The sequence below is a fragment of the Micromonospora sp. bgisy143 genome, from assembly GCF_057708145.1.
In genome coordinates this window covers 1-14212 of record NZ_JBYIRN010000009.1, presented here as the reverse complement: position 1 = coordinate 14212, position 14212 = coordinate 1, and the positions used below count along the sequence as shown (strand labels likewise).

At 71.8% G+C, this 14212-nt stretch carries 9 protein-coding genes and 2 tRNA genes; 3 read left to right on the top strand and 8 right to left on the bottom strand.

Annotated elements, in window-relative coordinates:
- Positions 1-150: 150 nt before the first annotated feature.
- Positions 151-3897 (top strand): S8 family serine peptidase, encoded by a 3747-nt coding sequence (locus tag AC3EN4_RS13230; protein WP_435206191.1) that lies wholly within the window; start codon positions 151-153, stop codon positions 3895-3897.
- 107 nt (positions 3898-4004) lie between these two features.
- Here AC3EN4_RS13230 and AC3EN4_RS13225 read toward each other — a convergent pair.
- The 6 genes from AC3EN4_RS13225 to AC3EN4_RS13200 form a co-directional block, all read right to left on the bottom strand.
- Positions 4005-4081 (bottom strand) — tRNA-Met (locus tag AC3EN4_RS13225).
- 130 nt (positions 4082-4211) lie between these two features.
- Positions 4212-4285: transfer RNA gene (locus tag AC3EN4_RS13220), tRNA-Met, on the bottom strand.
- Between the two features lie 60 nt (positions 4286-4345).
- A complete protein-coding gene (locus AC3EN4_RS13215; RefSeq protein ID WP_435206190.1) occupies positions 4346-5290 on the bottom strand; it encodes a superantigen-like protein SSL4 in 945 nt (314 codons plus the stop codon).
- Positions 5280-5789 (bottom strand): SigE family RNA polymerase sigma factor, encoded by a 510-nt coding sequence (locus AC3EN4_RS13210; protein ID WP_422736772.1) that lies wholly within the window; start codon positions 5787-5789, stop codon positions 5280-5282. The genes AC3EN4_RS13215 and AC3EN4_RS13210 overlap by 11 nt, the downstream gene beginning before the upstream one ends.
- Positions 5790-5977: 188 nt before the next feature.
- The gene (locus AC3EN4_RS13205; protein WP_435206189.1) at positions 5978-8983 is read right to left on the bottom strand and encodes a UPF0182 family membrane protein; all 3006 of its coding nucleotides are present in this window, start codon (positions 8981-8983) and stop codon (positions 5978-5980) included.
- A 96-nt stretch (positions 8984-9079) separates the two neighbouring features.
- Positions 9080-10093: a YlbL family protein gene (locus AC3EN4_RS13200; RefSeq protein ID WP_422736774.1), complete on the bottom strand. Its 1014-nt coding sequence runs from the start codon at positions 10091-10093 to the stop codon at positions 9080-9082.
- Positions 10094-10208: 115 nt separating this feature from the next.
- On the opposite strand from AC3EN4_RS13200, the gene AC3EN4_RS13195 reads away from it, so the two are divergent.
- On the top strand, positions 10209-11519 hold the full coding sequence (locus tag AC3EN4_RS13195) for a zinc-dependent metalloprotease (RefSeq protein WP_422736775.1): 1311 nt from the start codon (positions 10209-10211) through the stop codon (positions 11517-11519).
- Positions 11520-11930: 411 nt separating this feature from the next.
- Here the strand turns inward: AC3EN4_RS13195 and AC3EN4_RS13190 are convergent, their stop codons facing one another.
- Positions 11931-12539, bottom strand: a complete 609-nt coding sequence (locus AC3EN4_RS13190; RefSeq protein WP_435206188.1) for a hypothetical protein — start codon at positions 12537-12539, stop codon at positions 11931-11933.
- A 386-nt stretch (positions 12540-12925) separates the two neighbouring features.
- Positions 12926-13456 carry a M48 metallopeptidase family protein gene (locus tag AC3EN4_RS13185; RefSeq protein WP_433115312.1) on the bottom strand — a complete coding sequence of 177 codons (531 nt, stop codon included), beginning with the start codon at positions 13454-13456 and terminating at the stop codon, positions 12926-12928.
- A gap of 526 nt (positions 13457-13982) precedes the next feature.
- On the opposite strand from AC3EN4_RS13185, the gene AC3EN4_RS13180 reads away from it, so the two are divergent.
- Positions 13983-14150 carry a DUF5679 domain-containing protein gene (locus AC3EN4_RS13180; RefSeq protein ID WP_007464795.1) on the top strand — a complete coding sequence of 56 codons (168 nt, stop codon included), beginning with the start codon at positions 13983-13985 and terminating at the stop codon, positions 14148-14150.
- The last annotated feature ends 62 nt before the right edge of the window (positions 14151-14212 follow it).

The following is a 14212-nucleotide window of genomic DNA, read 5'->3' as shown; positions in this document are numbered from 1 at the left end:
CGGGCGGTGCCGCCCGCGCAATACAGCCGCAACGCGGCGGTAAAGAAGATGATCTTTACATGAATGCCTTCGGATGATCAGATTCGGCAACTGGTCATCTCTGGAGGCACTGTGCGGCTCTCTCTCACCCGAAGATCTGCGGCAGCAGCGGTGGGCGTTACCCTCGTCACCGCTCTCGTCAGCCCGACGACAGCCCACGGCGCTCCGGCGTCCCCACCACCGACAGCGCCGACGGGCCGGGGCGCGGACGCCCACGGCGCACCCGTGACGGTCACGCTCATCACCGGCGACCGGGTGACCGTCACCCCCGGGCGTGCCGGCGCGCCGCCCACGGTGGACGTCGCCCGGCCGTCGGGCGCCACCGGCTCCGTACGCGTCGCCACCGAGCGCGGCGACACCTACGTGTATCCGGACGAGGCGCTGCCGTACCTGGCCACCGGTCGCCTCGACAAGCAACTCTTCGACGTCACCCAACTCGTCGCGCAGGGCTTCGACGACGCCCGGGCCAGCGCGCTGCCCCTGATCGTCACCCGCGCCGCGGACTCGGCGGCGCTCCGTACCCGCACCGACCTGCCGGGCGCGGAGACCACGCTGGACCTGCCGTCGGTCCGTGGCGAGGCGATCCGGGCCCACCGCCCGCAGGCCGCCGACTTCTGGTCGGCCCTCACCGGTGGCAACCGGCCCGGGGCGGCGGCGTCGACCGCCCGCTCCTCCGACGCCGCAGCGCCCTCCTTCACCGCGGGCGTCGACAAGGTCTGGCTCGACGGCCGGGCGAAGGCCGCCCTCGCCGACACCACCGCGCAGGTCGGCGCGCCGGCGGCCTGGGCCGCCGGCGGGACGGGCGCCGGCGTACGGGTGGCCGTGCTGGACACCGGGGTGGACACGACCCACCCGGACCTCGCGGACCGGATCGTGGCGTCCCGGAGCTTCATCCCCGGTCAGGACGTCATCGACCGCGGCGGGCACGGCACCCACACCGCGTCCACCATCGCCGGGACGGGCGCCGCCTCGGGTGGCCGGGAGAAGGGCGTTGCCCCCGGCGCCGACCTGGTGATCGGCAAGGTCCTCGACGACTTCGGGGGCGGATCGATCTCGGGGATCATCGCCGGCATGGAGTGGGCGGCACGGACCGAACACGCCAAGGTGATCAACATGAGCCTGGGCGTCAGCGCCTGGCACAGCCAGGACGATCCGCTGAGCCAGTCGCTCACCCAACTGACCGCCGAGACGGGCGCGCTCTTCGTCGTCTCCGCCGGCAACAGCGGCCCCGACGCGTACACCCTGGGAGCGCCCGGGACGGCGGACGCCGCGCTGACGATCGGCGCGGTGGACGGCGCCGACCATCTGGCCGACTTCTCCAGCGCCGGGCCCCGGATGGTCGACGAGGGCCTGAAGCCCGACCTGACCGCCCCCGGTGTGGACGTGCTGGCGGCGCGCTCGCAGTACATGGAGTTCGGCGAGGGCTTCTACCGGCTGGACAGCGGCACCTCGATGGCGGCGCCGCACGTCGCCGGGGCCGCCGCCCTGCTCGCGCAGAAGCACCCGACCTGGAGCGCCCGGCAGATCAAGGACGCCCTGATGGGCACCAGCGTGCCCACGCCCGACTACAGCGCCTACCGGGCCGGTAGCGGGCGGTTGAACGTGGCCGCCGCCTACCACCAGGACCAGATCATCGCGACCGGCTCGGTCGACGCCGGTCTCGTCCCGTCGTCGCCCGGCGCGCAACCGCAACGGATCACCCGGAAGATCACTTACACCAACACGACCGACAGCGCGGTCACGTTGGCGCTCTCCGTCGACGGCGCCGACGCCCCCGCCACGACCTTCACGGCGGGTGCCGCCCAGGTGACGGTGCCGGCGCGGGGCAGTTCGACGGTCGACGTCGTGGTCGACCCGAAGGGGCTCGCACCGGGCCGCTACTCGGCCCGGATCACCGCCCGGCACGCGGGCGGCGTCGTACACACGGCCGTCGGGGTCAGCGTGGACTCCAAGAGGTACGACCTCACGATCAACCTGAAGGACCGCACCGGTCGGCCGGCGAGCGGCGAGGTCGAGGTCGTCAGCGCCGACGGCGTCTCCACCTTCATGTGGGTACGGGACGGAAAACTCGTGAGCCGCTGGGCCCCCGGCACCTACGCCCTGATCGGTGCCATCGACGTGCAGGGTCAGCACGGCGAGGCGTCGCTCGGACTCGCGATGCTGACCGCGCCCGAAGTCGAGCTGACGGCCGACCGGGTCGTCGACCTCGACGCCTCGAAGGCCCGCCAGGTGAAGGTGGCGACACCGCAGCCGACCAGCATCACCGACAGCCGGATCGACATCTTCCGCTCGTTCACCTCCCGCGAGCCGGCGCCCAACGACTACGGCGCCCTGCGCGAGGTGTTCTTCCCCGGGGCCACCTACGACAGCCTGTGGGCGCTCCCGACCAGGGTTCCGGTACGACAGGGCAGCTTTGTCTTCACCACCCGGATCCGGGCCCAGCAGACGCCGCTGGAGATCACCCACAACGGTCGGCCCATCGGTGACCCGCTCACGCAGCCCGGTTCCCGCCCACTGGCCGACGGCACCTCGCGCCTGGACGCCGTCTTCGCCGGCACCGGTGCGGCGGCGGACTACGCCCGCGTGTCGGCCCGTGGCAGGGCCGTCGTCGTCCGCCGCGACGATTCCGTACCCCCGTCGGAGCGTGTGCGGGCGGCGACCGCCGCCGGCGCGGCGCTGCTCCTGGTCGTCAACGACGGCAAGGGCCGGGCCAGCGAGTGGTACGGGAACTCCGACGGGAGGACGCCCGGGTCGCTGCCGGTCGCGTCGCTGGTCGGCGGCGAGGGCGAGAAGCTGATCGCCGCGATCACCGCCGCCGGCCGCAAGGGGGTACGGCTGACCGTCACCGCGCACCCCTCGCCGAGGTACCTCTACGACCTGGTCGACTACCACCCGGGCGGCGTACCCGACGACCCGTCGCCCCGGACGGACCCGAAGCACCTCGCCCGGATCGACCTCGTGTTCGCCCCGCCGACCGGCAAGCCGGCCGCCGAGTCGCGGACCGACTTCCCGCCGTACTCGTACGTGGCCGCCCCGGCGTTCCCGATGCGGTCGGTGGCCCCCGGGCCGCGTACCGACTGGGTGTCCGCCGGTGACGGCGTCCGCTGGAAGCAGACCGCCGACGTGGTCGGGTGGGGACGCTCGTACACGGAGGAGATCGCCTACCGGCCGGGCAGCGTCCAGCAGGACCGGTGGTTCGGGCCCGTCACCCGACCGCGCCTGCTGATGTACGACATCCCGTTCCGTGGCGAGTTCGGGATGAGCGCCTACATCCAGGGGTTCGGCGACGGTGGTTCCGTGCACAGTGGCAGCGGCAGCGGCGAGATGCGGCAGCGGATCTCGCTCTACCAGGGCGACAAGAGACTGACGCAGATGGAGAACGCCGCGGAGCTGTTCGTCGGCGACCTTCCCACGGAGACGGTGCCGTACCGGCTGCTCGTCGAGACGGAGAGCATTCCCGAATACAGCCCGTACTCGTCGAGCACGCGCACCGACTGGACCTTCTTCTCCGGCGCTGTCTCCGGCACGGACGTGCAGGCGATGCCGCTGGTCCAGTTGGACTACGCCACCGAGGTGGACCTCGCCGGTCGCGCACCGCGCCGGAACGACCTCACCATCACCCCGGTGGTGATGGGCAGCACGGCCGCGAAGGACGGGGTCTCCTCGCTCGACCTCGAGGTGTCGTACGACGACGGGCGCACCTGGCAACGGCAGAGCCTCAAGGAGCGCAAGGGTGCCTGGACGGCGGCCCTGAACGCGCCGGGCCGGGCCGAGTACGTGTCGATCCGGGTCACCGCCAAGCAGCGCAACGGCGGTGGCGTCACCCAGACCGTCATGCGGGCCTACGGCCTGCGGTGACCTGCGGGCGGGGGCCGCTTCGCGCCGGCCCCCGCCCACGGCGGCGGCGACGTCGACCGGGAACGACAGAACCCGGCCCCCATCAGGGGACCGGGTTCTGTCGTACGTGGTAGCGGGGACAGGATTTGAACCTGCGACCTCTGGGTTATGAGCCCAGCGAGCTACCGAGCTGCTCCACCCCGCGTCGGCTGTTAAAGCTTAACCCACTCGTCCCGGCGATGATCAGCCGGGGTCACCGCCGGGCAACCGCACGGGCGGGCACGACAATGACGAAAGCCCGCCTCCGGAAGATCGGAGACGGGCTTTCACTCTCGTAGCGGGGACAGGATTTGAACCTGCGACCTCTGGGTTATGAGCCCAGCGAGCTACCGAGCTGCTCCACCCCGCGTCGGCTCGATAACCGTAGCGCACCGACCCGGGACACCGCAAAGCGACTCCGATACCGCCGTCAGCCCAGCCAGTTCTCGATCGCCGCCACCGCCCGCCGGCTGTCGGCGTCGACCTGCGCACGCTCGGCGGCGGTGTACTCCCACCCCTGCTCCCAGAGCACCGTCACCACGTCGTCGATCCGGACCGCCCGGACCAGCCGCACCTCGTCCGCGCCCGGGTCACCCATGCCCGCCGGGTACGGGGCCCGCAACTCGAACAACACCGACTCGTCGCCGTACGCCCCGGAGTCCAGCAGGCGCTGCCGCCACACCCTGGTGTCGTCCGACAACGTCTGCCGGGGGCACGCCCGGACGGCCTGCCGCAACTCCCGCAGCGCGTCGTCGGCGCGGCCGGGACGGTAGATGGTGATGCTGTGCCGGTAACTGCCGTCCGGCACGCTCCCGGCCCGGGTCTCCGGCCGCTTGTAGGCGATCGACCGGGCGCGGCGCTGCACCACCGCCGACTCGCTGGTGTACCGGGCGTCGCACAGCTCCGGCAGGACCGGCCCGGCAGCGGTCGATTCCAGACCGGTCCGGTTGGCGGCCGCCAGCACGAAGAAGGCCCGGTCCGGGATCGAGGTGGGCGCGTGGGCGGTCGCCTGGCCGGTGGGCGCGACCGGCCGCGTACCCCCTGCCGTGGTGCGGGACGCCGTCGGGGACGACTGCGGCGCGGACGGCGTGGGCGGAGCGGACGCCGACCGGACCGGCGTGGGACTGGCCCCGGTCGACGGCGGGGCCGGCGTGTCGGCCGGTGGGGGCAGCGGCGCGGACCCGTCCACCGGGAACGCCAGGCGTCCGCCGACGGCGACCCCACCGAGCAGCAGCGCCACCGCCAGCGCGCTGCCGGCCGCTCGGACGTGGGCCCGCCGGTCGGCGTGCCGCCGGACCACCTCGGGATCCGCCACCGTCACGTCCTCGGCGGCGACGGTGAGCGACCGGTACAGGTCGGAGAGTTCAGTGGACATCGTTCGCCTCCAGTTCGTCGATGTGGACGTCGGGCAGCAGTACGGCCAGCCGGCACCGGCCGCGGGACAACCAGGACTTGACGGTGCCGACCGGCACGTCGGCCTCCCGGGCGATCTCCTCGACCGACATGTCGAAGAGGTAGTGCAGGGCCAGCGCCTGTCGCTGTGCGGCCGGCAGTTGGCGCAGCGCGCCCACCAGCAGCACCCCGTCCTCACCCGGTGGGGGCGCGCTCGGCGGCGGACCGCTGCGGCTCAGCAGCATCCGCCGACGGCGCAGGTGCCGCCAACGGTCGTTCGCCAACCGGGACACCACCAACCGCAGCCACGCCTCGGGCGCCGGGTGCTCGGCCAGCCGCCCCCACTGCCGCCAGGCCCGCGCGAACGCCTCCTGCACGACGTCCTGCGCCTCGGTGTGGTCCCCGGTCACCGCGTAGCCGTACCGGATCATCCGCCGGACGGTCCCCCGGTAGAAATCGTCGAAGCTCTGTGCGTCCCTCACGACTGCCCCCTTGTCCGCGCCCCGATGCATCACTGACGGCAGGGGGCCGGGCCGGGTTGCGGGTCAGCCGGACAAAGCGTGTCGGAGAGGCGACAGGCCGGCATACCGTACGGACGCGGCGGAGCCCCCGACGTGCGGACCCGGCGGGGTCCGACGTCGAGGGCTCCGGTTGCTCCTCGGGCGGCTGGTCAGCCGCCCGTTCCGCCACTCGGGGTGGCGGACGGTGCGGGCGGCGCGCCGCCGCCCGGGTTGGCCGCCTGCTGCGCCTGCTGGAACGCGGTCAACGCCTCGTCCAACGCCTTCAGCGCCCGGCCGTACCGCTCGAAGTCCCCGGAGCTCTGCGCGGCGCGGACCTCGGTGATGGCGGACTGCACCCGGTCCGCGGCGGCGGCCAGGTCGCCGGTCGGCGGGGTCGTGTTGCCCGGCGTCGGGGTCGTACCGCCCGGCGTCGGCGTCGCGCTCGGCGACGGGCTGGTCGGGTTGCCGCCGGTGGTGGGCGGCGGCGAGGTGCCCTGCCCGGCCTTCTTGCCCTGCTCGACCAACTGCTTGATGCCGTCGTTGATGTTGTCGGCGAGCGCCACGAACGAGCCGCCGTCACCGTAGGAGAGCAGCACCTTCTGCAACAGCGGGTACGCGTCCTGCTGGTTGCTCTTCACGTAGACCGGCTCGACGTAGAGCATGCCGTCGGCGAAGGGCAGCGACAGCAGGTTGCCGTACTGCACCTGCGCCTGGTTGCTGGAAAGCAGGTTGAGCTGCTGGCGGATGTTCGCGTTGTTGGTCATCTGCTGGTGCACCTGCACCGGACCGGAGATCCGGGTCTGGTCCGGCAACTCCAGCACCTCGAGTCGGGGTTTCCCGTCGACGTACGACCCGGAGATCAGCGCCGCCAGGTTCTGCCGGCCGTTCGGGGTGACCGCCGAGGTGAGCTGGAACCGCGGGCTGTCCTGCCCCGGGAACTGGGTGAACAGGTAGTACGGCGGCTGCTTCTGGCCGCTGTCCGGTGCGTCCGGCACGTTCGGCACCTGCCAGAAGTCCTGCGCGGAGTAGAAGTCACCCGGGTTGGTCACGTGGAACTTGGTGAGCAGGTTGCGTTGCACCTTGAACATGTCCGCCGGATAGCGGAAGTGCTCGTTCAACTCGACCGGGATGTCCGCCTTCGGCTTGATCAGGTCACCGCCGAACGCCTTGTTCCACGCCTTGAGCACCGGGTCGGTGTCGTCGTACTCGTAGAGCGTCACGGTGCCGTCGTACGCGTCCACGGTCGCCTTCACCGAGTTGCGCATGTAGTTGACGTTCTCCCGGGCCAACTGGAAGGTGCCCCGGTTGGTCAACTCGTCGGTCGTCTCGACCTGGAGGTTGACCCGCTCGGCGTACGGGTAGGTGGCGGCCGTCGTGTAACCGTCGACGATCCACTGCACCCGACCGTCGACCACCGCCGGGTACGGGTCGCCGTCCAGGGTGAGGAAGGGCGCGACCTTCTCGACCCGATCCCGCGGGTTGCGCACGTACAGCAGCTTGGAGTCCTTGTTGACCGCCTCGGAGAGCAGGAAGTTCGACTCCTGCTCCTTGATGGCGTAGAGCAGCCGACGGGTGAAGGAGCCGATCTTGACGCCGCCCTCGCCGGTGTAGGTGTAGGACTCGCCGCCACCCTCACCGACCGGCCGGTCGAACTCGGCCTTCTTGTTCGGGTCGGACTGCCCGACGATCGCGTAGTCGTCGGCGGCCATCCGCTCGCCGTAGTAGATGCGCGGCTGCTTGGCCGGAATCTGCTCGGTCTGCGAGGAGCACGCCTCCTGGGTCCGCTCGCCGAGGAAGCCGGAGACGAAGAAGGGCTGCCCGCCGCACACCACCTGGTTCGCCGGGGCGGCCACCAGGCCGTACCCGTGGGTGTAGACGGTGTGCCGGTTGATCCAGGTGTTCTGCTGATCGGTCAGCTCGCCGTAGTTGATCTCGCGGACGCCGACGACGTAGTCGGACGTCTTGCCGTTCACCCCGTACCTGTCGATGTCCAGCTTCGGGCCGAAGTCGTAGAAGCCGCGGACCTGCTGGAGCTGGGTGTACGTCTCGCTGACCAACTGCGGGTCGAGCAGCCGCACGTTGGACACCACGGACGTGTCGGTGGCCAGGTTCGCCGGTGGGGTGAGGTTGTTCGCCGCGTACGGGGTGGTCTCGGTGCCGCCCAGTCCGAACGCGGCCCGCGTCGCGTCGATGCTGCGCTGGATGTACGGCGCCTCCTTGTCCTTGGCGCTCGGCTTCACCTCGAAGGTCTGCACCGCCCAGGGGTAGATGCCGCCGATCGCCACCGCGGAGACGCCCAGCAGGGCCAGCGAGATGCCCGGCCACACCAGGTTCCGCATCCAGGCGTTGGAGAACACGATGATCGCGATGGCCACCACGACCGAGATGTACGCCAGGATCTCCTTCGCCGGCAGCAGCGCGTTGACGTCCGCGTAGCCGGCGCCGTACAGCTTGGCGCCCTCGTTGTACTCGAGCAGCATCGCCCGCCGGTCCAGCACGTACGCGAGGGCCTTGAGCAGGACGAACACCGCGACGAGGCTGCTCAGGTGCGCGCGTGCCGCGTTACTCATCCGGTCCCCGACGCCCTGAAGGCGGACCCCACCGAAGAGGTAGTGCACCGCCAGCGCGCCGATCAGCGCCAGCACCACGGCGGTGAAGCCGACACCCAGCAGGTAGCGCCAGAACGGGAGCTGGAAGACGTAGAAGCCGATGTCCACCCCGAACTCGGGGTCCTTGACGCCGAAGTCACCACCGTTGCGGAACAGCAGCCACTGGTTCCACCGGCTCTGCGCGGACAGGCCGGCGAAGAGGCCGATCACGGCGGCGGTCAGCGCGATCCAGGTGCCGAGGCGCGGGCTGAGCGCCATCCGGTAGCGCTCCAGCGTGGCCTGTTCCACCGAGTGCGGTCGCAAGCGCGGCCGCAGCCGGTACGCCAACCACAGGTTGCCGCCAACGACCACCGCCATGCCCAGGCCGATGACGAGGAAGAGCAGCAGCCGGGTGACGAGCACCCCGGTGAAGACCTCGGTGTAGCGCACCTCGTCGAACCAGAGCCAGTCGGTCCAGGCCTGGACACCCCAGCCGAGCAGGGTGAAGAGCACGAACACCCCGACCAGGACGGCGATGGTGACCCGGCCCCGCCGGCTCATCCTCGGCAGGGGGCTGCTGCTACGCATGACCACTGTTGGCTCCGCACGCTCGATGTGATCGGCTCCGATCAGGCACCCAGAGTACGGGGTGTTCCTGAGCGTGTCGGGGCACGGTCACACGGGTCAGCAGCGGGTCGGCTGACCACCGGCGCGCAGCGTCTCCAGCGCGGTCAGCGCCTCGTCCAGCGAGCCCACCTTCAGCAACGGCAGGTCGGGCTGCGGGTTACGGACCGCCTCGGCGCAGTTGTCGGCCGGTACCAGGAAGACCTTGGCGCCCGCCCGCTTCGCGCCGACCAGCTTCTGGGCGATCCCGCCGATCGGGCCGACCGTGCCCTCGTCGTCGATGGTGCCGGTGCCCGCGATGACCTTTCCACCGGTGAGGTCGGCCGGGGTCAGCTTGTCCACGATGCCCAGGGCGAACATCAGACCGGCGCTCGGCCCGCCGATGTCCTCCAGGTCGATGCCGAGCGTGAACGGGTGCGGCTGCTGCTGGTCGATCTCGACCCCGATCCGGGGCCGGCCGTCCTGCTCCCGGCTGGTCACCGTCGCGGTGGCCGGCGTGCCGTCGCGGGTGTAACCGATGGTCAACGCGGTGCCCGCCGGCTTGGCCCGAATCAGCTCGGTCACCTTGGCGGCCACCGGCACCGGCTTACCGTCGACCGAGGTCACCACGTCACCGACCTTGAGCACTCCGGCGGACGGACCGTCCGCCGCCACCGTCTTGATCACCACCTGCACCGGGAAGCCCAGTTCCCGCAGCGCGGCGGTCTCGGCGCTGGTCTGCGACACCTTGAAGTCCTCGGCGTTACGCTGCTCGACCTGCTCGGTCGACTCCCCCGGCGGGTAGACCAGCTCGCGCGGCACCACCGCCTCGTCGTCGGAGAACCAGCCGGCGATCGCCGAGCGCAGCCGCACCGTCGGCTGCACCCCGACCGTGGTCAGCCGGAGCTGGCCCGCCGAGGTGGAGGTCTCCCGACCGGTGACCTGGATGACCTCCTTGCCGTCGGCCGTGCCGAGGGTGTTGACGGTCGGGCCCGGGCCGAGCACCACGTACGGGATCGGCACCCGGAGCACCCCGATGCTCAGCAGGGCGGTGAACAGGGCACCGAGCAGCACCGTCAGGCCACGACGTCTCATGCGCCAGAGCGTACCGATCGCTGGCCGCCGGTCCGACGGATGCGCCACGCGACTTCGCCCTCAGCGCAACGCCAGCGGCGACTACCTGGGGCGCGGCCCGCGTACCGTAGAGGTCGTGCCTGATATTCCGTTCGGTTTCGCGCTCCCGGGTGGGCAACCACCAGACCCCAACGATCCCGCGCAGATGCAGCAGTTCATGTCGCAGTTGCAACACCTGCTCTCGGCGCCGGGCAGCGGTCCGGTCAACTGGGACCTGGCCCGGCAGGTAGCGGCCAGCCAGCTCGCCGCCGCCGGCGACCCGGCCGTGTCGCCGTACGAGCGCAACGCGGTCGAGGAGGCGTTGCGCCTGGCCGACCTGTGGCTGGAGCCCGCCACGGCGTGGCCGTCCGGCATCCAGTCCCCGGTCGCCTGGAACCGCAACGAGTGGATCTTCAAGACGCTCGACGTGTGGCGCAAGCTCTGCGACCCGGTGGCCAGCCGGATGGTCGGCGCGATGGGCGACCTGGTGCCCCCGGAAGCGCGCGCCCAGCTCGGCCCGATGCAGTCGATGGTCGCCACCCTCGGCGGCGCGCTCTTCGGCGGCCAACTCGGCCAGGCCCTCGGCTCGCTCGCCGCGGAGGTGCTCTCCGCCGGCGACATCGGTCTCCCGCTCGGCCCGGCCGGCACGGCCGCGCTGATTCCGGCCAACATCCGCGCGTACGGCGAGGGCCTGGAACTTCCCGAGGACGAGGTACGCCTTTACGTGGCGCTGCGTGAGGCCGCCCACCAGCGGCTGTTCCAGCACGTCCCGTGGCTGCGCGGGCACGTGCTCAGCGCCGTGGAGATGTACGCCTCGGGCATCCGGGTCAACCGGGAGGCGATCGAGGAGGCGATGGGCCGGGTCGACCCGACCGACCCGGAGTCGATGCAGGCGATCGCCCTGGAAGGCATCTTCACCCCCGAGGACAGTCCGGCCCAGAAGGCCTCGCTGGCCCGCCTGGAGACCGCGTTGGCCCTGGTCGAGGGCTGGGTGTGCCACGTGGTGGACAGCGCCGCCAGCGACCGGCTGCCGAACGTCGTACGGCTGGGCGAGGCGTTCCGCCGCCGCCGCGCCGCCGGCGGCCCGGCCGAGCAGACCTTCGCCGCCCTCGTCGGCCTGGAACTGCGTCCGCGCCGGCTGCGCGAGGCGGCGGCGCTGTGGGCGGCACTCACCCAGCACCGGGGCATCGAGGGCCGGGACGCCGTCTGGGGTCACCCGGACCTGCTCCCGTCGGACGACGACTTCGCCGACCCGGTCGCGTTCGCGATGAACGACATGGACCTGAGCGAGCTGGACAGCTTCGACTTCACCGCCCCGGGCGGCGCGCACGAGAAGGCACCGGGCGAGTCCGACGACGACACCGGCACCGAGGGGAACACCGGTACGGATGGCGACGCCAAGAGCTGACCTGGACGGGTGCGGGCGCTGCGCGCCCGCTGGTGAACGGGTCGGCAGCGGCTCGACCGGCCGCTGTTCGCCTCGCGGTGATCGACTCGCGCTGATCGACTCGCGGTGATCGACTCGCGGTGATCGACTCGGTTTCCCGGGAACCGGGGTGTCCGCGCCACGCGGACCGCCCGACTTTCCGGAACCCGAGTCGATCATGCCGCCAAGGCTCGTCTGCGACGGTCGGCGGGGCGGCGGGCGCTGATCAGGCGGCGACTCGCCGGGCGGCGGTCGACCGGGCGGGGCGCGGGCGGGCGCGGGCGGGCGCTGATCAGGCAGCGACTCGCCGGGCGGCGGTCGGGCGAGCGGCGCTCGGCCGGGCAGGCGGGCGGCGGTCGGTCTCCCCGGCGGCTGGGCGGGCTGGCTTGTCGATCAGGCGGGACGGCCCGAGCCCGACAGCAGCGAGCGAGTCGCCTCCCAGCCCTCGAAGGCCGGGTCCAGCGCCGCCAGATCGGCCGGGCCGCGCTGGCGTCGCCAGCCGGCCGTGACGGCGACGTCGCCCGGCTGAGGGGCGCCGACCCGAGCGTCGGCCGGCATCGCCGTGTCAAAGTCGAGCGTGGGCAACCACTGCGGCACCGGCAGCCGTACGGCCACGCCGAGCAGACCCGGGCCACCACCCTCGGCCGGCGCGACGGCGACCGGCCGGGTGGTGAGCGGGCGCAGCAGCTTGCCGACGGTCAGCGCCGGCAGGTCCGGTACGTCACCGGCGAGCACCGCCGCCTGGTCGTAGCCGTCAAGCGTGGCGAACACCGCGTTCGGCGTCGGCTCGGGCACCTCGTGGACGGCGGTTCCGGGCCAGACCAGCGCGTCGGCCAGCGGACGGTCCGCCGGGGTCACCGCGACCGCGACGTCCACCTCGTTGAGGGTCGCGACCAGGTCGATGACGTCCTCGGCGAGCGCCGCCCGCCACTGTTCCCGGTCGACGCCGGGCGGCGACCACCGCACCGACCCGAGCATGACCACCACCACCCGCCGCGCCATTCCCCGACCCTAGCGCCCCGGCCCGCTGCCTCACCCACCCCGCCGAGCCCCACGCGCCCGATCCGCCGAGCGCGCCAGCCCATACGAGCCGGTCAGCCGGCGGGCCAGCCACCCGACGGGCCAATCGGCACGCGGGCCAGCCGGCACGCGGGCCAGCCGGCACGCGGGCCAATCGGCCGGCGGGGCCGGTGATCGACTCCAGATCGGCGATGTCGGGCCATCCCACCGCCAGGACACCGCAACATCGCCGACCTGGAGTCGATCAAGGCCGGACGAGGCCCCGCTGGGCCAGCAGACCGGCAAGGCCGCGCAGGCCGGCAACGCCGCGCAGGCCGGCAACGCCACGCAGACCAGCAGAGCCGCCGGCTGGAGTGCGGCAGGGCAGGTCAGCTGGGTACGGGCGCGCAGGAGGCGGCGGCGACGCCCTCCAGGTAGCCGCGAGCACGCTCCGACTTGGGGTACCGGCCGACGAGTGCCCAGAAGCGGGCGTTGTGGCTGGGCACGATGAGGTGGGTCAACTCGTGCAGCAGCACGTAGTCGATCACCCAGTCGGGCATGTCCTGGACCCGGTGTGAGATGCGGATGCTGCGGTCGGCAGGGGTGCACGAGCCCCAGCGGCCGTTCTGGTTGGTGACCCAGCGGACACTGGCCGGGACGGCCTTCTCGCCGTACCCGCCGAGGTAGAGGTCGATCAGCCGGTTGGCCCGGGCGACGAGTTCGTCGTCGGAGCGGGCCAGTCGGCCCTCGCGGGCGGCGAGCCGCGCCAGCATGCGGTCGACCCACTCGCTCTCCTCGGCCCGGGAGAACTGGTCCGGGATGAGGACGACCACCCGCTCACCGTCACGGTACGCAGACACCGTGCGTCGCCGACGCTGGCTGCGCCGTACCTCGACGACCGGCTTACGCGTCCCCGCCATCACTGGGCCGCGCAGCCTCGGCTACGTGTCACGAGGGAAAGCTAATGCGTACTGACCAGGGGTCCGCAAGAGTCAACCGCACGACACGCGCCCAAAAAATGGTGATTGGTCGCCCGGCGTCCCGAAAATTTCTTGACTGGATCACCGCCGAAGCGTCATCCTGCCGCCTCGTCACCCACCGTGTACGCCGACGGCGGCACCGCGCGGTCCTCCGCTCCACCGTAGGTGATCACGGCGTCGGACGCTGTCGCGGGGGCACCCGCAGGGGTGGCTGTCAGGGTTTGGTCGGCGTGTCCCCGCCAAACTGACTTATCCGACCTAATTCGCCATGCACACTCTCGACGTCGACTTGCTCACAGTGTCGATGCACAGCTGACATGGAACTGCCCAGACCTGGGTAGGGTCCGCGGACCAGCGGTCACGAAGGTGGCCGTGGAGTAAGACCCAGCGCCGGCGCCCCGTGTGGCCCGCCGCCGGGCATTCCGCCGGGACCGTATTGACCGGCGGACGAGACGAGGAGGGCACCGTGGCCGACCAGGCCCAGACCTACAACGGTTACTGCGTGAAGTGCAAGGAGAAGCGGGACTTCGAGGGGCACGTGGAGGTCTCGAAGACCGGCATGAACATGGCCAAGGGTAAGTGTCCGGTATGCGGCACAACAGTGAACCGGATTCTCGGTAAGGCGAAGGTCTGACCCGTACGGGTCTGCGGGGGCGGGGGGGGGGGGGGGGGGGGGGGGGGGGGGGGGGGGGGGGG